The organism is Photobacterium sp. TY1-4, from assembly GCF_025398175.1.
Taxonomy (GTDB): domain Bacteria; phylum Pseudomonadota; class Gammaproteobacteria; order Enterobacterales; family Vibrionaceae; genus Photobacterium.
The window spans coordinates 2,725,611-2,748,652 of the sequence record NZ_CP099734.1 but is presented as its reverse complement, the minus strand read 5'-3'; the positions used below and the strand labels follow the sequence as shown (position 1 = coordinate 2,748,652).

Sequence of the window (23,042 nt, the reverse complement as noted above, 5' to 3'; positions counted from 1 at the left end):
AGCTCTGGAGGTCCGCAAAGCAACGACGCGCCCTAACCCGTAACAGCTTGTTATTCTGATATGTGCGTTCAGGCATATGTTTTGATGTCATGTTGAACCCCCGGGTCAGAAACGGGCAGGATAAAAGCGGCTGTCGTGACAATACCGGGGCTGGAACCCGAGAATTGTCGCGGATCGAAAAAAAAACGCGCAAACGGTTGCGTCAGGTGTTACGTCACAAAAAAAATTCCCTTATACTACGCCCCATCGCGTGCTTCTTCGTGGCCGGAATGCCTCGGAATGTGCTGGAAAACGAGGTGGCATTGACGTAATTGTCCCGGATTACCGGGGGATTAGGCCAATATCACCTTCATTCAACTGCTAATCGAGAGACGTACGCACATGGAAATTTTGCGTGGTTCACCCGCACTGTCTGAGTTTCGCGTTCAAAAGCTGCTAGAGCGCTGCCGCGAATTGGGGCTGCCTGTGTCAGGCATTTACGCTGAGTTCATGCATTTTGCTGATCTGTCAGCGCCGCTGAGCAAGGACGAGCAAGACAAGCTGGCTAGCCTGTTAACCTACGGTCCGACGATTGCAGAGCATGAGCCGTCCGGCCTGTTGCTTCTGATCACCCCGCGCCCGGGGACGATTTCTCCCTGGTCTTCCAAATCGACTGATATCGCCCGTAACTGCGCCCTGACTCAGGTGAAACGCCTGGAGCGCGGGACGGCGTATTATATCGAAACCACAGCTGCCCTTTCCGACGCTCAACTTGTTGAGCTGAAAGGTCTGATCCACGATCGCATGATGGAAGTGGTGTTCACCGAGACGGACGCCGCGGCGGCCCTGTTTACTCAGGCTGAGCCGGCGCCGGTGAAAAGCGTAGATATTCTGGCGGGTGGCCGTCAGGCCCTGGCAGAAGCGAACGTGGCGCTGGGTCTGGCGCTGGCGGAAGATGAAATTGACTACCTGGTGGAGAACTTCACCAAACTGGGTCGTAACCCGAACGACATCGAGCTGATGATGTTTGCCCAGGCGAACTCTGAGCACTGCCGCCATAAGATCTTCAATGCCGATTGGACGATTGACGGGGTGGATCAGGACAAGTCGCTGTTCAAGATGATCAAGAACACCTATGAGCTGCACAGCGACTACGTCCTGTCTGCTTACAAAGACAATGCCGCGGTGATGACCGGCTCCAAAGTGGGTCGCTTCTTCCCGGATCCGGCCTCGCGCCAGTACAACTACCACCAGGAAGATGCCCATATCCTGATGAAGGTGGAAACCCATAACCACCCAACCGCGATTTCGCCTTGGCCGGGCGCATCAACCGGCTCAGGCGGTGAGATCCGTGACGAAGGTGCCACCGGGATCGGCGGTAAGCCAAAAGCCGGTCTGGTTGGCTTTACGGTATCGAACCTGCGAATTCCGAACTTCGAGCAGCCTTGGGAAAGCGATTTCGGCAAGCCGGGCCGGATTGTCAACGCGCTGGATATTATGCTGGAAGGCCCGCTGGGCGGCGCGGCATTTAACAATGAATTTGGCCGTCCGAACCTGCTGGGTTACTTCCGGACTTATGAAGAGAAAGTCACCTCTCATAACGGTGAAGAGATCCGTGGCTACCACAAGCCGATCATGATTGCCGGCGGGATGGGTAACATTCGTGACGAGCATGTCCAGAAGAAAGAAATTCCGGTCGGCGCCAAGCTGATTGTGCTGGGTGGCCCGGCAATGAACATTGGCCTCGGTGGCGGCGCGGCTTCTTCGATGGCCTCCGGTCAGTCGGCAGAAGATCTCGACTTTGCTTCAGTGCAGCGCGAAAACCCGGAAATGGAGCGTCGCTGTCAGGAAGTGATCGACCGCTGCTGGCAGATGGGCGAAGCCAACCCCATCGCCTTTATCCACGATGTCGGTGCGGGCGGGATTTCCAATGCCCTGCCGGAGCTGGTGGATGACGGTGAGCGCGGCGGCAAGTTCCAGCTGCGTGATGTGCCGAATGATGAGCCGGGCATGAGCCCGCTGGAAATCTGGTGTAACGAATCGCAAGAGCGTTATGTTCTGGCGGTTGCGCCGGAGCATATGGACATCTTCGATGCGATTTGTCAGCGCGAGCGTGCGCCGTACGCCGTGGTCGGTGAAGCCACCGAAGAACGTCATCTGACGCTGGAAGACAGCCATTTCGACAATACGCCAATCGATATGCCGATGGATATCCTGCTCGGCAAGCCGCCGAAGATGCACCGGGATGTGACTTCGCAAAAAGCCGAAGGACAGGCGATTGATCGCAGCACGATTGTGCTGGAAGAAGCCACCCACCGCGTGTTGCGTCTGCCGGCGGTAGCCGAGAAGACCTTCCTGATCACCATTGGTGACCGTACTGTGACCGGTCTGGTTGCCCGCGATCAGATGGTCGGTCCGTGGCAGGTGCCGGTCGCCAACTGTGCGGTCACGGCAGCAAGCTACGACACCTACCACGGTGAAGCCATGTCGATGGGTGAGCGGACACCGGTTGCGCTGCTGGACTTTGCCGCGTCGGCCCGTCTGGCGGTCGGTGAAGCGATCACCAACATTGCCAGTGCCGATATCGGCGATCTGAAACGCATCAAGCTGTCGGCCAACTGGATGTCACCGGCCGGTCATCCGGGTGAAGACGCTGGTCTGTATGAAGCGGTGAAAGCGGTCGGTGAAGAGCTGTGTCCGGCGCTGGGCCTGACCATTCCGGTCGGCAAAGACTCAATGTCGATGAAGACCCAGTGGGAAGAGAACGGCGAAGCCAAAGAAGTGACGTCACCGCTGTCATTGGTGATCACGGCCTTCGGTCGCGTCGAAGATGTGCGCAAGACGGTCACGCCGCAACTGCGCACGGACAAAGGCGACTCGAGCCTGCTGCTGATCGATCTTGGCTGCGGTCAGAACCGTCTGGGTGCGACAGCCCTGGCACAAGTATACAAACAACTGGGTGACAAGCCGGCGGATGTTGATAACCCTGAACTGCTGAAAGGCTTCTTCCACGCGGTGCAGGCGCTGATCCGCGACGAGAAACTGCTGGCTTATCATGACCGCGGTGACGGCGGCCTGTATGTGACGCTGGCCGAGATGGCCTTTGCCGGTCATACCGGGGTGGAAGTCGATTTGAACACCACCGATGGCGATGCGTGCGACGATGTGCTGGCAAGCCTGTTCAACGAAGAGCTGGGCGCGGTGATCCAGGTCCGGACCGAAGATCTGGATACAGTCCAGTCGGTGCTGGCGACCCATGGTCTGGACGCGTGCAGCCACGTGATCGGCACCGTGGTAGACGAAGATGTACTGCGGATCTGGAACGGCAATGATCGTGTGCTGGAGCAAAGCCGCACTGAGCTGCGTACCATCTGGGCGGAAACCACCTACCAGATGCAGGCGATGCGTGACAATCCGGCGGGTGCGTTGCAGGAATTCGAAGCCAAGCGGGATGTCGCCGATCCGGGCCTCAACACTAAGCTGAGCTTCAATCTGGACGAAGATGTGGCCGCGCCGTTTATTGCAACCGGTGCCCGCCCGCAGATGGCCATCCTGCGTGAGCAGGGCGTGAACTCGCATGTCGAAATGGCGGCAGCATTTGACCGTGCCGGCTTTGATGCCCGCGATGTCCACATGAGCGACATTCTGTCCGGTCGTGTGGCATTGGATGGCTTCAACGGCCTGGTGGCCTGTGGCGGCTTCTCTTACGGGGATGTGCTGGGTGCCGGTGAAGGCTGGGCGAAGTCGATTCTGTTCAACGGCATGGCGCGTGAGCAGTTCGAGCGTTTCTTCCATCGCAACGACACTTTCGCCCTGGGCGTGTGTAACGGCTGTCAGATGATGTCGAACCTGCGCGAGTTGATCCCGGGCGCTGATTTGTGGCCGCGTTTCGTGCGCAATGAATCCGAGCGTTTTGAAGCACGCTTCAGCCTGGTGGAAGTGCAGCAGAGTGACTCGCTGTTCTTCAACGGCATGGCCGGTTCGCGGATGCCGATTGCGGTCTCGCACGGGGAAGGTCGCGTGGAAGTTCGCGATGGCGCGCACCTGAATGCGATTGAACAATCCGGTACGGTGGCCCTGCGTTACCTCGATAACTACGGCAACGTCACTCAGAACTATCCGGCGAACCCGAACGGCTCCCCGAACGGGATCACCGGCCTGACTACTCAGGACGGCCGTGTCACCATTATGATGCCGCACCCGGAGCGGGTATTCCGTACGGTGGCGAACTCCTGGCATCCGGATGACTGGAACGAAAACAGCCCGTGGATGCGGATGTTCCGTAACGCCCGGGTCAACCTGGGCTAATGCCCGCGCTGATGCGATAGGAAACAGCCGCTCTTCGGAGCGGCTGTTTGGTTTTGGGCCGTTGTCACCTATGGTCGTGAGTGAAGCGCTGTGTAGGCACAGGAACCAATTGAATATTGCTATGTCTGAAAGAAAGCACATCGGCACAGGGAATGGATTGAGTTGTTTAATCTTTACTCATAAAATGCCGCCTGGAAAGATGACGGCCATACGATGATGGCCCCCGTTTTATGGAAGAGAGCAGGGAATGGAACAACCCGGATCCCACCGCAGGTTCAGCGCAGCGAAAGCGTTAGCGCTCCTCGTCATGATTTGTCTGATTCGATATCTGGAAAGCTTTGCCCTGATTTTCAGTGCAAAGCAAATTGGCATCGTGCCCTGGATCATCGCGATCCTGGTGCTGTTGTCCGGCGTGACGGCGATTTTCGGCTTGTTTCGCGGCAATCAGTGGGGCTTCATCCCGCTCTATTTCTTTATTCCGGCGGCCACGCTGTTTTTCGGCATGAGTCTGATCCCCTATTTACCTTTGTTGATTGAACCGGCCTACCGCGGTCTGGCGGTCTTGGCGATCAATAGCGGCATTCTGATCTATGCGGTCTGGCTGTTGCTCAAGATGATGGAGACCCATGATCTGCGGTATTAACCGTTTGTTGCATCGCCGGATTTGGTATTAACCGGCCAGATCTGTGATAATACAGCCATGATTAATCAGGCAATTGGCGCAGACTGTGCGTTGATGACCTCTGCTCAGCATAGGACGAGGAAAGATGAAGAAAATTGAAGCCGTTATTAAGCCGTTTAAGCTTGATGATGTTCGAGAAGCGCTTGCAGAAGTCGGCATCACCGGGATGACGGTGTCGGAAGTCAAGGGCTTTGGGCGCCAGAAAGGGCACACGGAGCTGTATCGTGGCGCCGAGTATATGGTTGATTTCCTACCGAAAGTGAAGCTGGAAATCGTGGTGGCGGATGATGTCGCGGAGCAATGCATCGAGACCATTATCGAGACGGCGCAAACCGGTAAGATCGGTGACGGCAAGATCTTTATGTTCGATGTTGAGCGTGTGGTGCGGATCCGCACCGGCGAAGAAGACGAAGACGCTATCTAAGACGCCTTGCGTCGTTGCCGAAAGTGATGAAAAAGGCTTGCCGGGTGGGCAAGCCTTTTTTGATCCGCGCCGTTGCAGTATGACAACTAGCCGGCAATCGCCGAGCCGCTGTAGCGTCCGGGCTTGTGGTTCATCGCCAGCACCAGGTTCAGCATCACCGCACCCAGCACAGACAGCGCCAGGGTCATCGGGCTGACCAGGAAGTAGGAGGCGATCAGGATACAGAGGTCGATCCCCATCTGCAGTTTGCCGGCCGACCAGCCGAACTTTTCCTGTAAATAGAGGACCAGCACATTGAATCCGCCCAGGCTGGTCTGATGGCGAAACAGGATCAGCATCCCCAGTCCCATCAGCAGTCCGCCGATCATCGCGCAGTACAGCGGCTCCAGCCGGCTGATTTCCAGCACGTAGTGCATATGGTCGGTGATCACCGAGACCAGACCGCCGGAGATAATGCTGGTGACGGCAAAACTGCGGCTCATCCGGAACCAGGCCATCAGGTAGAACGGAGTATTGAGCAGAAAATACAGCTGGCCGAACGACAGGCCGATAAACTGGCTGAGCAAAAGGGCAAGACCTGTGGTGCCGCCGGTCAGCAAATGGGCTTGCTGAAGAAAGAACACGCCCTGGGCGACGACAAAGGTGCCGGTCAGGATCGCAATGATGTTCTCTTTATGGGAATGATGATAACCGCTCAAAAAATCAGACTCCTTGTTTCTGACCCGATCCGAGCGTCGTGACCGATGATCAGAACGGTGGGATCGGAAGATGCTTGCTGGCGGCAATCATACTGGGTCAGGCCGCAAAACGAGAAGTCGGTCGCGGAAATGGCCAACTCAGCTGTGTCATTAAATTTGTACAACTTTGTAAACTATTAATTTCATAAATTTCTTGCAAAATAGAGATGATAAACTAAAGAGCGCTGATGATGGCTTCATCAAGATGAAAGGAATTCATGCAGGCATGGAAAATAAACATGTAGAAATCGTAAGAAAAAGGGCAATCAGGACTATCTGATCCGGATCAAATTCTGTAAAATACAGCGCTATGTACCAAGGTGACGAAAACGTTTGCGTTCAGGCGGTGCCTGGCCTCATGTTTTTTCAATGTTCACCGAAAATTACGGTTTACCATTCATTCGCAGACAGAACGGTTTTTTTGGTGCTTCTGCGGGTGTGTATGAGAACAATCTGAGTCAGGAGATACAGATGCTAAAGCGCGACATGAATATTGCCGATTATGACGCAGAACTTTTTGCAGCTATTCAGGAAGAGACTGCGCGTCAGGAAGAGCACATCGAGTTAATTGCCTCTGAAAACTACACCAGCCCGCGTGTAATGGAAGCACAAGGTTCTCAGCTGACCAACAAATATGCCGAAGGTTACCCGGGTAAGCGTTACTACGGCGGTTGTGAGTACGTGGATAAAGCGGAGCAACTGGCGATCGACCGTGCTTGCCAGCTATTCGGTGCCGAGTATGCCAACGTTCAGCCGCATTCCGGCTCACAAGCTAATAACGCGGTGTACATGGCCTTGCTGAATGCCGGGGATACCGTGCTGGGTATGAGCCTGGCGCACGGTGGTCACCTGACCCACGGTTCTCCGGTAAACTTCTCCGGCCGTCTGTACAACATCGTGCCTTACGGCATCGATGAAGCGGGCAAAATCGACTACGAAGAAATGGAAGCCCTGGCGGTTGAGCACCAGCCGAAAATGATCATCGGTGGTTTCTCTGCCTACTCACAGGTCGTTGACTGGAAACGCATGCGTGAAATCGCAGACAAAGTGGGTGCTTACCTGTTTGTCGATATGGCACACGTGGCGGGCCTGATCGCAGCGGGCGTTTATCCGAACCCGGTACCGCACGCACACGTGGTCACCACCACAACGCACAAAACACTGGCCGGTCCTCGCGGCGGTCTGATCCTGTCGAACGGCGGCGAAGATCTGTACAAGAAGCTGAACTCAGCCGTGTTCCCGGGCGCGCAGGGCGGTCCGCTGATGCACGTGATTGCAGCCAAAGCGGTGGCCTTCAAAGAAGCGATGGAACCAGAATTCAAAGAATACCAGGCGCGCGTGGTTGAGAACGCCAAGGCGATGGTCGGTGAGTTCCTGGAGCGTGGCTACAAGATTGTTTCCGGCAGCACCGAAAACCACCTGTTCCTGGTTGATCTGATCGACAAAGGCATCACCGGGAAAGAAGCGGACGCAGCACTGGGCGCGGCCAACATCACCGTGAACAAGAACAGCGTGCCGAACGATCCGCGCAGCCCGTTTGTCACCTCAGGCATTCGTCTGGGCACACCGGCGATCACCCGTCGTGGCTTCACCGCGGAAGATGCCAAGCAACTGGCTGGCTGGATCTGTGACATCCTGGACGACGTGAACAATCCTGCTGTGATTGAAGCGACCAAGGCGAAAGTGCTGGAGATCTGTCAGCGCCTGCCAGTCTACGCCTAATGCGGCGGTGCTCGCCCGACGCAGCGCGACCCGGGCGGCAGAACGCAAGTGAAAGCAAACGGCACCTGATTCAGGTGCCGTTTTGTTTTATCTGCCAGAATCATAAGAAAAACCCGGCCCGAAAGCTCAATAGCGGCGAGAAATGGGTTACACTGAGGCGACGAGTATGAGGAGGCAAGATGCATTGTCCTTTTTGCGGTGCAAATGACACCAAAGTAATCGATTCCCGTCTGGTGGCAGACGGTCATCAAGTCCGTCGCCGTCGTCAGTGTCTGGCCTGTAATGAGCGTTACACGACGTTTGAGACGGCAGAATTAGTGATGCCCCGGGTGATTAAAACCAATGGCAGTCGCGATCCGTTCAATGAAGAGAAGCTGCGGGGCGGGATTCAACGCGCCCTGGAAAAGCGGCCGGTTAGCGCGGATGATATCGAGCGCGCCATCAACACCATTAAGTCACGCCTGCGGGCGACCGGTGAGCGGGAAGTGCCGTCTGAAATGATTGGCAACCTGGTGATGGAAGCGTTGAAAGAGCTGGATAAGGTTGCCTATATCCGCTTCGCATCCGTGTACCGTAGTTTTGAAGATATTCGAGAATTTGGCGAAGAGATCGCCAGATTGGAAAAATAAGTGCTGGCGGCACCCTGCCGCCGCCTGAACCATGATAAGCAAACCCTGATGTTTTCATCGATTGACCATGCCATGATGCTGCGGGCCATTGAACTGGCAAAACGCGGCCGTTTCACCACTGCGCCCAATCCCAATGTCGGCTGTGTCATTGCCCACGGCAGCGACATTGTCGGCGAAGGCTATCATTATCAGGCCGGCCAGCCTCACGCGGAAGTGTTTGCCTTGCGGGCGGCCGGCGACAAAGCCCTGGGGGCCACCGCCTATGTCACCCTGGAGCCGTGCTCCCATTTTGGCCGGACGCCACCGTGTGCCGAGGCGCTGATCAGTGCCGGGGTTGCCCGGGTGGTCTGTGCCATGGTCGATCCGAACCCACAAGTGGCCGGGCGCGGGCTGAAAATGCTGCGTGCAGCCGGGATTGCGGTGCAGTCGGGTTTACTTGAAGCCGATGCCGAAGCGCTGAATCCGGGGTTCATCAAACGGATGAAAACCGGCAAGCCGTTCGTGCAGCTCAAGCTGGCGGCCAGCCTAGACGGTCGCACCGCCCTGGCGAACGGCGAGAGCAAGTGGATCACCTCCCCGGCGGCGCGGGCGGACGTGCAGCGCTACCGTGCTCAGGCTGGGGCAATCTTGTCAACCAGCGCCACGGTGCTGGCCGATGATCCGTCGCTCAATGTACGCTGGGAAGAGCTGGGCGAGGCCGTGCAGCAGGATTATCCGCAGGCATCACTGCGCCAGCCGACCCGGGTGGTGATTGACAGCCAGAACCGGATCACTCCGGCCCATCGCCTGATTGGCTTGCCGGGACAAACGCTGCTCGCGCGGCGTGCGGCGGGGAGTGAAGCCTGGCCGGCATCGGTGCAGCAGCTGGTGGTGCCGACGGGCGCGCAGGGCCAGTTGGATCTCGACGCCCTGATGAGCGCGCTGGTGAAGCAGGATATCAACCATGTATGGGTGGAAGCCGGGGCCGCGCTGGCGGGGGCCTTGCTCTCTGCCGGGCTGGTCGATGAGCTGATTGTCTATCAGGCACCAAAGCTGATGGGCAGCGACAGCCGGGGACTGATTGACCTGCAAGGGTTGACCGCAATGGCTCAGGTACCACTGCTGGACATCCGGGATGTTCGCATGGTGGGTCCGGATATCCGGATCACCGCGCAAATCAAACAAGCAATTTAAGGAAACGCCTTCATGTTTACTGGCATTATTGAAGCCGTCGGGACCATTACGGCGCTGACCCCGAAAGGCAAAGACATTTCTGTGACGGTAGATTCCGGCAAGCTTGATCTATCCGATGTAAAATTGGGAGACAGTATTGCGACCAACGGGGTTTGCCTCACGGTGGTGGCGCTGACCGGCAAGGGCTATGTGGCCGATTTGTCGTTAGAGACCCTCCAGCGGACCGCATTTGCGACGTACCGTGCCGGCCAGGCGGTGAACCTGGAAAAAGCCATGCTGCCGACCACCCGGTTCGGCGGTCATATGGTGTCCGGCCACGTGGATGAAGTGGCCGAAATTATTGAACGGACCCACACCGGCCGGGCCATTGAGTTCTGGGTGCGGGTGCCGGCGCATCTGGCGAAATATATTGCCGAAAAAGGCTCGATCACGATTGATGGGATCAGTCTGACCGTCAATGCCATCCGGGGCGATGAGTTCAAACTGACGATCGTGCCGCACACCGCTGCCGAGACCACGATGGAATCATTCCAGCCGGGCCGGAAAGTCAACCTGGAAGTGGATGTGATCGCCCGCTATCTGGAGCGATTGATGCTGGGGGAGCGCGCTGCTGAAAAAGCGCCGGCAGTGACCATGGATTTGCTGGCCAAGTCCGGATTCTTGAAATCATAAAGAGCAAGCAGGAGAAGGGGAACACAATGGCTTTAAGTAGTGCAGCAGAGATCATCGAGGATATTCGTCAGGGCAAGATGGTGATCCTGATGGATGATGAAGATCGCGAAAATGAAGGCGATCTGATCATGGCCGCGGAAAAGATCACCCCTGATGCCATTAATTTTATGGCCACCCACGGACGGGGACTGATTTGCCTGACCCTGACGCAAGACCGTTGCCGGCAGCTGAATCTGCCGCTGATGGTGCAGGACAATACCGAACAGTTCAGCACCAACTTTACCATTTCGATTGAAGCGGCCGAAGGCGTGACCACCGGGATTTCTGCGGCAGATCGTGCCCGGACGGTGCAAGCCGCCGTAGCGGCGAATGCGACACCGTCGGATATCGTGATGCCGGGCCATGTGTTTCCGCTGATGGCGCAACAGGGTGGGGTACTGGCCCGTGCCGGTCACACCGAAGCCGGTTGTGATATTGCTCGCCTGGCCGGTTTGGAGCCGTCGAGCGTGATTGTTGAGATCCTCAATGAAGACGGCACGATGGCGCGTCGCCCGGATTTGGAAGTGTTTGCCGAGAAGCACGGCCTGAAGCTGGGCACCATTGCCGATTTGATCGAATACCGCAATACCAACGAAACCACCATTGAGCGCGTGGCCGAGTGTCGCCTGCCGACGGCGTTCGGGGAGTTTGATCTGATCACCTACCGTGACACCATCGATAACGAAATCCATTATGCGTTGCGCCAGGGGCAAGTCAGCCCGGCAGAGCCGACGCTGGTGCGGGTGCATGTGCAGGATACGTTCAAAGATATTCTGCACTCAGGGGCGTCGCAATGGACGCTGTCGGCAGCGATGCAGCGCATTGCCGAGGAAGGTGGGGTGATGGTGATCCTTAATCGCCATGAGTCGCAAGAGTCGACGCTGACCAAGATCCAGCATCTGGCCGCGCAGGAAGCCGGTAAGCCGATGGTGAAACTGAATCCGAAAGATCAGTCGCGCCAGGTCGGGGTCGGCTCGCAAATCCTTGCCGATCTCGGGGTGGCCAAAATGCGCCTGCTGTCCTCAACGCACCAGCGCTATCATTCGCTGTCCGGTTTTGGCCTGGAAGTGGTTGAGTATATCTGCGAATAGCCGGGCTTGGCGGTAACCCGCTGGCTCACTTTCCCGCGGCGTGCCAGCTGCCGGGAATATCAAATTGAATTGGATTGAGACGCCGCAGGGGCCCGGATGCCGTCGCGGGATGCGGCCCACAAGTAAATTGGTATAACCCATAAAGTGTGGTAGACTCCCGCGGTTTCTCAAACCGGAAAAGACATAGTCACAGGAAGGCCCATGAAGGTTATTGAAGGCGCCATCGCGGCACCAAATGCAAAAGTTGCTATCGTAATTTCACGTTTCAACAGCTTCATCAACGAAAGTCTGTTGGAAGGCGCACTTGATGCGCTGAAACGTCAGGGTCAGGTGAGTGATGACAACATCACAGTTGTTCGTTGCCCGGGTGCCTATGAGCTGCCGCTGGTGGCACAACAGATTGCCAAGAGCGATCGTTACGATGCGATTGTTGCGCTGGGCTCTGTGATCCGTGGCGGTACACCGCACTTTGATTATGTTGCCGGAGAGTGTAACAAAGGTCTGGCGCAGGTTGCTCTGGAGTACAACACTCCGGTTGCATTCGGTGTTCTGACTGTTGATTCTATCGAACAAGCCATTGAGCGTGCCGGTACCAAGGCTGGTAATAAAGGGGCAGAGGCTGCACTAAGCGCGCTTGAAATGGTCAATGTCCTGTCCCAAATCGAATCCTAATGGGGGTTACTGTGAAACCAGCCGCACGTCGAAATGCACGTCAGTTTGCTGTCCAAGCGATTTATTCTTGGCAAATTACGAAAGGCAATGTTGCCGATATCGAGCAACATTTCCTGTCCGGGGATAAGTTTGAAGAAGAAGAGTTCCAGGCTGAAGCACCAGTTCTGGCCGCTCCGCATACAGACGTCGTCTACTTCCGTGATCTGTTCACTGGTGTGGTTCTGAACCACCAGGAGCTGGACAGCAAAATGCGTCCGTACCTGTCGCGCCCGCTGCAGGATCTGGATCAGATGGAACTGGCACTGCTTCGCCTGGCGATGTACGAAATGGTCAAGCGTGACGACGTTCCTTACAAAGTGGTCATTAACGAAGCGATCGAGTTGGCGAAACTCTTCGGTGCGGAAGACAGCCACAAGTTTGTGAACGGCGTGCTGGATAAAGCAGCACCAACACTTCGCAACAAAAAGTAAGCGATTGAAGACGATAGAGGGCCAGCTAAGCTGGCCTTTTTTCTATCTGGATCTGAAAAAGTATGGCTAGTAACGAATTTGATTTGATTGCCCGTTATTTTGAGCATCAGGCCGTCAGCCGTCGTGATGTGGTGTTGCCGATTGGCGATGACTGCGCGCTGCTGGCGGTACCGGTCGGCAGCCAGCTGGCCGTCAGTACCGATACTCTGGTGGCGGGAACCCACTTTCTGGCTGAGGCCGATCCGGCGAAGGTCGCCCATAAAGCCCTGGCTTCCAACCTGAGCGATCTGGCGGCCATGGGCGCGACGCCGGCCTGGGTGTCACTGGCACTGACGATGCCCGAGCCGGATGAAGTTTGGCTGGCTGGTTTCTGTCAGGGCTTTTTTGCCCTGGCTGAATATTACAATGTCCAGCTGGTGGGCGGGGATACCACCAAGGGCCCGCTCAGCATCACCATCACCGTCCATGGCTTTGTGCCACAGGGCGAGGCGCTGACCCGCAGCGGAGCGAACTCGGGTGACTGGGTGTATGTCACCGGCAATCTGGGCGACAGTGCCGCCGGTTTGGCGCTGGTGCTGGGACAACAGCAGGTGGCGGACCCGCAGCTTCGGGATTGTCTGTTGGCGCGTCATTATCTGCCGCAACCGCGGATCCTGGCCGGGCAGGCGCTGCGTGGCATTGCAACCGCAGCGCTGGATATCTCTGACGGCCTGATTGCCGATCTCGGCCATATCCTGACCCGCTCCGGCCTGGCGGCGGTGATCGATGTGGAGAAACTGCCGTTGTCACCGGAGCTGTGCCGGTTCGCGCCGGAGCGCGATCGCGCCCTGCAACTGGCGCTGAGCAGTGGTGAAGAGTACGAGCTTTGCTTTACCGTGCCGGAGCAAAATCGTGGCGCGATTGACACCGCGCTGGCGCACAGTGGGGTTCAGGCGACCTGTATCGGCCAGCTCCGCTCCGGCCAGGGGATCACCCTGATGCGCGGTGAGGTGCCGCTGGACTGGCAGCTTCATGGTTATGACCACTTTGCGGAGTAATACGTGGCAAATCCAAAAGATAAAATTAATCTGAAAAATCCCTGGCACTTGTTGGCAACCGGCTTTGGCAGTGGTCTCTCCCCGGTGATTCCGGGCACCATGGGCACGTTGGCTGCGGTGCCGTTTTACCTGCTGATGGCTGAGTTGCCGTTTACCCTTTACTTGCTTCTGATCCTGGTGGCATCGCTGGTGGGGATCACCATTTGTCAGAAAACATCCGATGATATGGGTGTGCATGATCACGGCAGCATTGTCTGGGATGAGTTTGTCGGCTTCTGGATCACCATGGCGGTTGCGCCGGTGGTGAGTTGGCAGTGGTTGCTGGCCGGTTTTATGCTGTTTCGCTTTTTTGACATGGTCAAGCCGTGGCCGATCAGCTGGCTGGACAAGCATGTTCACGGCGGGCTCGGGATCATGGCCGATGATCTGCTGGCCGGGGTGATGGCGATGATCAGCTTATGGGCCCTGGGCTACGGGCTGGGTTGGTAACTCTCCCCGCATTAAACACGAATTAACACCGCGCACTTGCGCGGTGTTTTATTTTTAAGAAAAATAATAAAAATCAGGAGACTAGCTGCATATCGACTAGGCTGTAAGTAAGTTATCCGGTGAAACCTATGGTGAGTCATGCTGAATCGGTGGTGGCAGTGCGCCTTGCTTTTGATGGTCTGGATCGCATTTCCGGTCTATCCCCAAGTTTATCCTTCGACTGGCACGGCCTGGGTCCTGCCCGGGGGATGGGATGAGCCGGAGGCCACCTCTTACTTCGATACCGCAGATGCGGTGAAACAGTGGGAAGGGCGCCATGCTGATTTGGTACTGGGGAGCATGCACGATGCCACAGTCAACCAGTCTCTGGTCGCTATCGGCTACATCTACAGCCAAAAGCTCAATTGTCGCCCCGGGCCACAGACCGCCTGGTTGAGCCGCGAAGCGGCGGGCCGGGGACTGGACCTGGAAGATGGTTACCTGCATTTTGCCGAAGATACGGTGCTGGCGGCTGAGCGCCTCAGCAGCGGTCTGGATTACCTGCTGGAAGGCCAACCATACCATTTGCTGCTGGTCCGTAATGATCAGTATTCGACGGCTCGTCTCCCGCTCACCCTTCAGCCCGGCGATGCCCTGATCGCCATGGCCGCTTATCCGTTTGACAGCGTGCAGATCACCGCCCTCCAGCCGCCGCAGGCGAGCCGGGCCGTTGCCGATGCAGCGGGAGCCGTCGGCGACTGGCAGCCGGTTGCGCTGCGCTGGCAGAGCCGGGTTGGCGAGGCAAAGCAGCTGATCCAGACCGGTACAATGGCCCAGGCTGGCGCCTGGTCCAGTGTGCGGGCCGTCTATCAGGGCCGTCAGCTCAACAGTGGCAAGCGCGGCCTGGAGAATGGCCTGAAAACCTGGATGATTCGGCTTCAGTGGCCGACGGCCACCCGGGTGCATGGACTGCAGTTTCAGCCCTGGCTGACGCGGGAGCCGGGCAGTTTAGCCATTCCGGGTTGGGACGGGCAAAACGATCGCAATGGGGACGGTTACATTGATGATGCCGAATTTGCCGATCGGGCGAACCGCAATGCCAGTGCCCGCTTTCGCCATCAGGCCCGACTGATCCCGGCCGGGCATCAATGGCCCGGTACCTGCTGGTACCGGACGAATTTTGCTGATCCGGCCTGGAACCAGTTCAGGGTCGGCTGGTACCAGGCCGACTGGCTGCGCCAGGGGCTGAGTGGGGGTTATAACGATGACATGGCCCAGTTGCTGGGCGAGAATCAGTTCCGGGTGACTCAGGGCGGTCGGATTGCAGAGTTGTCAGCGCGGGCCGGAACGGAATCGGCGGCCACCACTTACGCGGTGCAGCAGGCCGATTTCTTACAGCTGGTGAAACAGCGCACCCAAACTCGCTGGCTGGCGGCCAATATCTCGCGCCTGAATGTGTGGCAGAGCGCGGTCTGGCCGGCCAAGCTGCGGTCGATGGTTGATTTCTGGCTGCGCGAGCACTATCTCCATCCGGCGATGGGGCTGACGCGGATGCAACAGGGCTGGGAGCAGTTTGCGCTGGGTAAAGCCGGGGACAAGAGTTTGATCATGGCCTCGGTCAAAGGCGGCAGAAGCGATCTGTCACCGACCTCGGCCCGGGCCTGGCAGCAGGATATCGAAACCGGTCTGGCGCAGTACTATTTCTTTAATGTGCCGGGGCTGACTTACTACCACAGCTGGAACCAGACCCATTTGTATGGCAGCGGGAACACGACGGTGCGCAACTGGTACCGCGGGGGCGTGCCGAAGAACTGGGCCTACCAGCCGACCGGGATGCTGAATATCGATATCGGCCACCCGATCACGCCACCCGGCGGCTACAAGCTGGTGCAGTGGGTGAACGACAAGGACAGCGCCAAGACCACGACCACCCAGTTGGGCAATATTGCGCTGTTGCCGGCCAACTGGTTCTGGCTCTACCGGAGCGGTTGGTACGGGGTGGTGCCGAACGAAGGGGTGATGGCGCGTCGTTACAGTGACGGCTTGGTGGTGTACCGGGCGGTGAAAGCGCATGATATGCAGAGCTTCCTGCTGGCTAAACCGCTGCGGGTATCGCTGCCGGGCGATTACCAGCGGGTGTTCTATGACGGTAGCCTGAGCGAGCCGATGCGCTATATCGAACTGGGGGGGTATGAAGGTGCGGTGCTGAAACGCGTATCGTCTTCGGAGTCACCATAAAAAACGGCTCCGCAAGGGAGCCGTTTGAACGCGTTGAACGAGAAGGGCGGACTTAGTCCAGATAAGCGCGGATTTGCTTCTCGATGCCCGGACCGTCGATGTCCAGCAGGGCATGGAGCTCGGCCTGAGTCCCTTGCTCGATGAAACGATCCGGCAAGCCCAGGTTCAGCACTGGCTTGAGGACTTTCTGCTTCATCAGGAATTCATTGACGCCGCTGCCGGCACCGCCAGCGATGGCATTCTCTTCCACGGTCACCAGCACGTCATGGTTGGCGGCCAGCTCAAGGATCAGCGCCTCATCCAGCGGTTTGACAAACCGCATGTCTGCCACCGTCGCATTGAGGTTTTCGGCTGCTTCCAGCGCGTAGCCCAGCATGGTGCCAAAGCTGAGGATCGCAACCTTTTCGCCCTGACGGCGCACCACGCCTTTGCCGATTTCCAGTGCAGTCATCTCGCGCTCCGGCGTGATACCGGTGCCGCTGCCGCGCGGATAGCGTACTGCGCTCGGCCCCTGATGCATGTGGCCGGTGTAGAGCATCTGGCGGCATTCGTTCTCATCGCTCGGCGCCATGATCACCAGATTCGGGATACAGCGCATATAGCTGAGATCAAACGAGCCCTGGTGCGTCTGGCCGTCGGCACCGACCAGACCGCCGCGGTCGATGGCAAACATCACCGGCAGGTTCATGATGGCGACATCGTGGATCAGCTGATCATAGCCGCGTTGCAGGAAGGTCGAGTAAATCGCCACCACCGGGTGATAGCCACCGATGGCCATCCCGGTTGCCAGGGTGACGGCATGCTGCTCGGCAATCGCGACGTCAAAATACTGCTCCGGGTATTCTTTCGAGAAGCGGACCATGCCGGAACCTTCGCGCATCGCCGGGGTGATCGCCATCAGCTTGCTGTCTTCGGCGGCCATGTCGCACAGCCAGTCGCCAAAGATATGGGAGAAGGTTGGCAGGCTTTTGGCTTTCGGGATCGGATTCTGGGTCAGATCGAACTTCGGCACCGCATGGTAGTTAATCGGATCGGCTTCCGCCGGCGCATACCCTTTGCCTTTTTTGGTCATGATATGCAGGAACTGCGGCCCTTTGAGGTTGCGCATGTTCTTCAGCGTTTTGACCAGCTCTGCCACATCGTGGCCGTCGATCGGGCCGATATAGTTAAAGCCCAGCTCTTCGAACATGGTGCCGGGCACCACCATCCCTTTGAGATGCTCTTCTGCACGTTTGACCAGCTCTTTGATCGGCGGCGCGCCGGACAGTACTTTCTTGCCGCCTTCACGGAAGGTGGTATAGAGATTGCCGGACAGGATCCGCGCCAACTGGTTGTTCAGGGCGCCGACGTTCTCCGAAATCGACATCTCGTTGTCGTTGAGGATCACCAGCATGTCGGAATGGACATCCCCGGCATGGTTCATGGCTTCAAACGCCATCCCGGCCGTAATGGCACCGTCGCCGATCACGCTGACCACCTTGCGGCCCAGGCCTTCTTTCTCAGCGGCAATCGCCATGCCGAGACCGGCGCTGATGGAGGTCGAGGAGTGGCCGACCGACAGGACGTCGTATTCGCTTTCTTCCCGCCACGGGAACGGATGGATCCCATCCTTCTGGCGAATGGTCGGCATCGCCTCGCGACGGCCGGTCAGAATTTTGTGCGGATAGGCCTGGTGACCCACATCCCAGATCAGGTGATCAAACGGGGTGTTGTAGACATAGTGCAGGGCCACGGTCAGCTCTACGGCACCCAGGCCGGAGGCAAAATGACCACTGCTGCGGCTTACCGTATTCAGTAAATAGGTCCGTAGCTCATCACAAACCGCAGGCAGGCTGTCTGCGGGGAGCAAACGGAGTTCATCTGGGGTGTTGGCCAGAGCCAGATGCGGGTATTTTGAAATATCCAGTGTCATAATTTGGCGCTTTTACTGATTTTAGTTATTGCGCTCGATGACGTATCGGGCGAAAACTTCGAGTTGGTCTGTATTGTAGGGTATTGCAGCCAAGGCTTGTAGCGCTTCTTGGTAAAGTTGCTGTGCTTTTTGTTGCGCGCCCTCCAGACCGAGCAGGGCCGGGTAGGTGCTTTTGTTCAGCGCGATGTCGGAGCCCTGTGGTTTGCCCAGGGTATCGGTATCACTGGTGATATCGAGGATATCGTCCTGAACCTGGAAAGCCAGCCCGATGGTTTCTGCGTAGCGGTCCAGTTGCGGCAGGACGGCCACGCCACGCTCTCCGGCAGCCAGGGCGCCGAGGCGGATCGCACACCGGATCAGTGCCCCGGTTTTGTGCTTATGAATGGTTTCCAGCTGTGCCAGCGAGATTTGCTGGCCTTCGGCGGCCAGATCCAGCGCCTGACCGAGACACATGCCGGCAGCACCGGAAGCCCGGGCCAGTTCGCGGACCATGCGGATCCGGTAGGCTTCGCCTTGCTCGCTCAGTTGTCCGGTTGCCAGGATTTCAAACGCCAGGGTCTGCAGGGCATCCCCGGCCAGAATGGCGCTGGCTTCGTCAAACGCGATGTGACAGGTCGGCTGGCCGCGGCGCAGCTCGTCATCATCCATCGCCGGCAGATCATCATGGATCAATGAATAGGCGTGGATACACTCGACCGCAGCGGCCGGAGTATCCAAATCATCGCAGTCAGCTCCCAGCATCTGGCCGGTGACATAGGTCAGATAAGGGCGAGCCCGTTTGCCGCCCAGCAGGGTTCCGTGTTTCATGGCTTCGACCAGGGTCTGCTCGGCGTAAGGTTGTGCCGCCAGCCACTGGGCCAGTTGTTGGTTATTCCGCTGGAGGTAGTACTGCAGGGAGGATGACAGGGATGAAGAGTTATTCATGATTCGCATCAAATTCAGTCAGGGGGGCTTGATCATCTGCCTGAAGCAGAATTTCGACACGCTGTTCAGCCTGGGTCAGCTTTTGCTGGCTGCTGCGTGCTAGCGCGATACCACGCTCAAATTTTTTTAATGCGTCCTCAAGAGCAATGTCGCCGGATTCCAGTTCATTGACGATGCCGTCGAGTTCGTCCAGTGCGGCTTCAAACGCCATTTTTTCAGGTTTTTTAGCTGCCATACGGGGTTCACTGTAATTTAAGTGCAGGAAAAATAACGTAGAGACGTATTAGGGTCAAATTATCTCACAGGATTCTGTGGGACCAACAGTTATTTTCGTATTTTGCCGACAACCAGGCTAAATCTAAATTCAAGGGTGCCGATACAGTTTGAGTTGGTTAGAATACCCCAAGCAAAGTAATTGGCTAAATTGGAGAACTCTCGGTGGATTTGGCGACCCTTATCGGCTTAATCGGCTCTTTTGCCTTTGTCATCATGGCAATGGTATTGGGCGGCAGTATCAATATGTTCATTGATACGCAGTCGATCCTGATCGTATTTTGTGGCTCAACGTTCGTGGCGTTGATGCAGTACAGTGTCGGCCAGTTTTTCGGCGCGACCAAAATTGCGGTCAAAGCATTCATGTTCAAGACCGATAATCCGGAAGATCTGATTGCCAAAGTTGTTGAAATGGCGGATGCCGCGCGCAAAGGGGGCTTCCTGGCCCTGGAAGAGATGGAAGTCGAAAACTCATTCTTGCGCAAGGGGATTGACCTGCTGGTGGATGGCCACGATGCCGATGTGGTGCGGGCGACGCTGCAGAAAGATATTTCCCTGACCAACGAGCGCCATGAGCAGGGTGCGGGTATTTTTAAGGCGCTGGGGGATGTGGCCCCGGCGATGGGGATGATCGGGACCCTGATCGGTCTGGTGGCCATGCTGTCGAACATGGATGATCCTAAATCCATCGGTCCGGCAATGGCCGTCGCCCTGTTGACGACCCTGTATGGCGCGATGCTGGCCAACATGGTGATGTTGCCGATTGCCGCCAAACTGGAACTGCGCAAAGACGAAGAGAAGCTCAATCGTCGCTTGATCCTGGACGGGGTGCTGGCGATTCAGGACGGTCAGAACCCACGGGTGATTGACGGTTACCTGAAGAACTATCTCAACGAGAAAAAACGTACGATTGACGGCGATCAGTAGGGGGCGCGTATGGAAGACGAATGCAAATGTCCCCCCCCGGGGCTGCCGCCGTGGATGGGCACCTTCGCTGATCTGATGTCGCTGTTGATGTGTTTCTTCGTCCTCTTGCTGTCGTTCTCTGAGATGGACGTCCTGAAGTTCAAACAGATCGCCGGCTCAATGAAGTTTGCCTTCGGGGTGCAGAACATGCTGGAGGTGAAGGATATTCCCAAGGGAACCAGTGTGATCGCCCAGGAGTTTCGCCCGGGCCGTCCGGAGCCGACGCCGATCGAAGTGATCATGCAGCAGACGATTGATATGACCCAGCGTTCATTGGACTTCCACGAAGGGGAATCGGATCGCGCCGGGGGGACCCAACGGGACGCCGGGCAACTGACCGGCGGCCAGAGCGCCCAACTGTCAACTGAGCTCAACCAGAATGATCAATCCGAGATGATGGAGGCCCAGCAGCAACTGATGGAAGTGTTGCAGCAGGCGCTGAACCGGGAAATCGAAGACGGTGCTATCGAAGTCGAGAATTTCGGTCAGCAGGTGGTGATCCGAATTAAAGAGAAAGGCTCGTTCCCGGCAGGCTCTGCTTTTCTGCAACCGAAGTTCCGCCCGCTGGTGCGCCAGATCGCTGATTTGGTGAAAGACGTGCCCGGGGTGATCCGGGTTTCCGGCCATACCGATAATCAGAAACTGGACTCTGAGCTGTACCGCTCGAACTGGGATCTCTCGGCTCAGCGCGCGGTGTCAGTTGCCCAGGAGATGGAAAAAGTGGATGGTTTCGATCATAAGCGCCTGCGAGTGATGGGGCTGGCCGACACGGCGCCGCTCAATGACAACAAGACCGAAGCGCAGCGCGTCGCCAACCGCCGGGTCGAGATCTCGATTATGCAGGGTGAACCGCACTATTCCGAGGAACTGAGCAGCGGCGGGAATTAAGCCTACACTAAGAGGATGGACAGGGCCGTGGGTCGTGCCCTGTATCTTCAGGCTGTCTCTGCGAGTGATGAGCACGACTTGGGGATATATCCTTGTTTCAGCAACAGCCTGCTTGCTGTATAATTCGCGCCTTTGATCCTTTTGGTATGTTTGCCTTTTGGTATTGTTTGGCCCAGTGTAGCGAAGCGTGTTATGAAATTTATTGTTAAACCCCATCCAGAGATTTTTGTGAAGAGTGAATCGGTTCGCAAGCGCTTCACCCGAATTCTGGAATGTAACATCCGCATTATTCTTCAGCGTTTGTCCGATTCTGTGGCGGTGCATAACCGACGCAGCTACATCGAAGTGACTTCAAAAGATGACAGTATTCGCGACCAGGTGCTGGCGGTGCTGACGCAGACACCGGGTATCCATCATTCACTGGAAGTCAAACAGACCGAATTCAAGGACATGCACGACATCTATGAGCAGACCTTGGCACATGTTGCCAGTCAGCTTGAAGACAAAACCTTCTGTGTTCGCGTGAAGCGGACCGGTAAGCATGACTTCACTTCCATTGATCTTGAGCGCTATGTGGGCGGCGGTTTGAACCAGGCCGTTGCCTCGGCGTCGGTGAAGCTGAAAAACCCGGACATCACGGTCAATATCGAGGTTGAGAACGAGAAGCTGAACCAGATCCTGGCTCGCCATAAAGGGCTGGGCGGTTTCCCACTGGGCACGCAGGAAGATGTCCTGAGCCTGATCTCCGGCGGTTTTGACTCCGGGGTGTCGAGCTACCTGCATATTAAGCGTGGCAGCAAGGTGCATTACTGTTTCTTCAACTTGGGTGGCCCGGCGCATGAAATTGGCGTGAAGCAGGTTTCTCACTTCTTGTGGAAAAAGTATGGCTCCTCGGCCAAAGTAAAATTCATCGCGATTGATTTTGAGCCGGTTGTGGCGGAAATCCTGGAAAAAGTTGATGACGGCCAGATGGGCGTGATCCTGAAGCGGATGTTTATGCGCGCGGCCGGCCAGGTGGCGGAGCGTTTCGGGATCCAGGCGCTGGTGACCGGTGAGGCACTGGGCCAGGTTTCCAGCCAGACCCTGACCAACCTGCGCCATATTGATAACGTGACCGACACGCTGATCCTGCGTCCGCTGATCAACTGGGATAAAGAAGATATTATCAACGTGGCCCGTGAGATCGGCACTGAAGATTTTGCCAAGACGATGCCGGAATTCTGCGGCGTGATCTCGAAAAGCCCGACTGTGAAAGCGGTGAAAGAGAAGCTGGAAGCGGAAGAAGCCAAGTTTGACTTTGCGGTGCTGGAGCGTGTGGTGACCGAAGCCCGGGTGATCGATATCCGTAATATCGAGAAAGAAAGCCAGGAGCAGGCGCCGGAAATTGAGCTGGTGGATCAGATTGAAACGGATGCGATTGTGCTGGATATCCGCAGCCCGGATGAAGAAGACGAGAATCCGCTGGAGCTGGAGAACGTTGAAGTGCGACATCTGCCGTTCTACAAGCTGGCTACGCAGTTTGGCGATCTGCCGCAGGATAAAACTTACCTGCTGTATTGCGATCGCGGAGTGATGAGCCGTTTGCAGGCGCTGTACCTGAAAGAAAACGGGTTTGAGAACGTGAAGGTGTACCGTCCGTAAGGAGATCTTGCGCTTCTTCACGATAAAAAACGAGAGCTTCGGCTCTCGTTTTTGTTTTTAGCCTCCGGCACTGCGGCGATGCCCGTACAGCGGGGGC

General features: G+C 56.9%; 20 protein-coding genes. 16 read left to right on the top strand and 4 right to left on the bottom strand.

The features are described from left to right. The first annotated feature begins 381 nt into the window (after positions 1-381). From purL to glnB, 3 genes are all read left to right on the top strand, one after another. Positions 382-4,287, top strand: a complete 3,906-nt coding sequence (purL, locus tag NH461_RS12880; RefSeq protein WP_261600739.1) for a phosphoribosylformylglycinamidine synthase — start codon at positions 382-384, stop codon at positions 4,285-4,287. Between the two features lie 247 nt (positions 4,288-4,534). Further along, positions 4,535-4,930: a hypothetical protein gene (locus tag NH461_RS12875; RefSeq protein ID WP_261600738.1), complete on the top strand. Its 396-nt coding sequence runs from the start codon at positions 4,535-4,537 to the stop codon at positions 4,928-4,930. Between the two features lie 124 nt (positions 4,931-5,054). After that, on the top strand, positions 5,055-5,393 hold the full coding sequence (gene glnB, locus NH461_RS12870) for a nitrogen regulatory protein P-II (protein ID WP_261600737.1): 339 nt from the start codon (positions 5,055-5,057) through the stop codon (positions 5,391-5,393). 86 nt (positions 5,394-5,479) lie between these two features. On the opposite strand, the gene NH461_RS12865 is transcribed toward glnB, so the two are convergent. Then, a complete protein-coding gene (locus tag NH461_RS12865; RefSeq protein WP_261600736.1) occupies positions 5,480-6,091 on the bottom strand; it encodes a YitT family protein in 612 nt (203 codons plus the stop codon). 510 nt (positions 6,092-6,601) lie between these two features. Between NH461_RS12865 and glyA the strand changes: the two genes are divergently transcribed. The 10 genes from glyA to NH461_RS12815 all read left to right on the top strand — a co-directional run bounded on the left by glyA (position 6,602) and on the right by NH461_RS12815 (position 16,341). Further along, positions 6,602-7,852, top strand: a complete 1,251-nt coding sequence (gene glyA / locus NH461_RS12860) for a serine hydroxymethyltransferase (RefSeq protein ID WP_261600735.1) — start codon at positions 6,602-6,604, stop codon at positions 7,850-7,852. Positions 7,853-8,031: 179 nt separating this feature from the next. Continuing rightward, positions 8,032-8,481 (top strand): transcriptional regulator NrdR, encoded by a 450-nt coding sequence (gene nrdR, locus NH461_RS12855; protein ID WP_261600734.1) that lies wholly within the window; start codon positions 8,032-8,034, stop codon positions 8,479-8,481. Between the two features lie 48 nt (positions 8,482-8,529). Further along, entirely contained in the window at positions 8,530-9,654 is a 1,125-nt protein-coding gene (ribD, locus tag NH461_RS12850; protein ID WP_261600733.1) for a bifunctional diaminohydroxyphosphoribosylaminopyrimidine deaminase/5-amino-6-(5-phosphoribosylamino)uracil reductase RibD, read from the top strand. Between the two features lie 12 nt (positions 9,655-9,666). Beyond that, on the top strand, positions 9,667-10,326 hold the full coding sequence (locus NH461_RS12845; RefSeq protein ID WP_261600732.1) for a riboflavin synthase: 660 nt from the start codon (positions 9,667-9,669) through the stop codon (positions 10,324-10,326). 26 nt (positions 10,327-10,352) lie between these two features. Beyond that, positions 10,353-11,456: a bifunctional 3,4-dihydroxy-2-butanone-4-phosphate synthase/GTP cyclohydrolase II gene (gene ribBA, locus NH461_RS12840; protein WP_261600731.1), complete on the top strand. Its 1,104-nt coding sequence runs from the start codon at positions 10,353-10,355 to the stop codon at positions 11,454-11,456. A 201-nt stretch (positions 11,457-11,657) separates the two neighbouring features. After that, positions 11,658-12,128, top strand: coding sequence for a 6,7-dimethyl-8-ribityllumazine synthase (gene ribE / locus NH461_RS12835; RefSeq protein WP_261600730.1), 471 nt, complete (start codon positions 11,658-11,660; stop codon positions 12,126-12,128). After that, the gene (nusB, locus tag NH461_RS12830) at positions 12,128-12,598 is read left to right on the top strand and encodes a transcription antitermination factor NusB (RefSeq protein WP_261600729.1); all 471 of its coding nucleotides are present in this window, start codon (positions 12,128-12,130) and stop codon (positions 12,596-12,598) included. Before ribE ends, nusB begins: the two co-directional genes overlap by 1 nt. Positions 12,599-12,660: 62 nt before the next feature. Continuing rightward, positions 12,661-13,635, top strand: coding sequence for a thiamine-phosphate kinase (thiL, locus tag NH461_RS12825; protein WP_261600728.1), 975 nt, complete (start codon positions 12,661-12,663; stop codon positions 13,633-13,635). Positions 13,636-13,638: 3 nt separating this feature from the next. Further along, on the top strand, positions 13,639-14,124 hold the full coding sequence (gene pgpA / locus NH461_RS12820) for a phosphatidylglycerophosphatase A (protein WP_261600727.1): 486 nt from the start codon (positions 13,639-13,641) through the stop codon (positions 14,122-14,124). A gap of 138 nt (positions 14,125-14,262) precedes the next feature. Continuing rightward, positions 14,263-16,341 carry a hypothetical protein gene (locus tag NH461_RS12815; RefSeq protein WP_261600726.1) on the top strand — a complete coding sequence of 693 codons (2,079 nt, stop codon included), beginning with the start codon at positions 14,263-14,265 and terminating at the stop codon, positions 16,339-16,341. 52 nt (positions 16,342-16,393) lie between these two features. On the opposite strand, the gene dxs is transcribed toward NH461_RS12815, so the two are convergent. Genes dxs through xseB form a run of 3 tightly spaced genes read right to left on the bottom strand, consistent with a single transcriptional unit; the run spans position 16,394 to position 19,412 of the window. Next, positions 16,394-18,253 (bottom strand): 1-deoxy-D-xylulose-5-phosphate synthase, encoded by a 1,860-nt coding sequence (gene dxs, locus NH461_RS12810; RefSeq protein WP_261600725.1) that lies wholly within the window; start codon positions 18,251-18,253, stop codon positions 16,394-16,396. 21 nt (positions 18,254-18,274) lie between these two features. Next, complete coding sequence (gene ispA, locus NH461_RS12805; RefSeq protein WP_261600724.1) at positions 18,275-19,177, bottom strand: (2E,6E)-farnesyl diphosphate synthase; 903 nt, start codon at positions 19,175-19,177, stop codon at positions 18,275-18,277. Next, positions 19,170-19,412, bottom strand: a complete 243-nt coding sequence (gene xseB / locus NH461_RS12800) for an exodeoxyribonuclease VII small subunit (protein ID WP_261600723.1) — start codon at positions 19,410-19,412, stop codon at positions 19,170-19,172. The genes ispA and xseB overlap by 8 nt, the downstream gene beginning before the upstream one ends. Before the next feature lie 203 nt (positions 19,413-19,615). On the opposite strand from xseB, the gene pomA reads away from it, so the two are divergent. The 3 genes from pomA (at position 19,616) to thiI (ending at position 22,945) form a co-directional block, all read left to right on the top strand. Further along, positions 19,616-20,377: a flagellar motor protein PomA gene (pomA, locus tag NH461_RS12795; protein WP_261600722.1), complete on the top strand. Its 762-nt coding sequence runs from the start codon at positions 19,616-19,618 to the stop codon at positions 20,375-20,377. A 9-nt stretch (positions 20,378-20,386) separates the two neighbouring features. Next, positions 20,387-21,304, top strand: coding sequence for a flagellar motor protein MotB (locus NH461_RS12790; protein ID WP_261600721.1), 918 nt, complete (start codon positions 20,387-20,389; stop codon positions 21,302-21,304). Positions 21,305-21,496: 192 nt separating this feature from the next. Then, positions 21,497-22,945 carry a tRNA uracil 4-sulfurtransferase ThiI gene (gene thiI, locus NH461_RS12785; protein WP_261600720.1) on the top strand — a complete coding sequence of 483 codons (1,449 nt, stop codon included), beginning with the start codon at positions 21,497-21,499 and terminating at the stop codon, positions 22,943-22,945. The last annotated feature ends 97 nt before the right edge of the window (positions 22,946-23,042 follow it).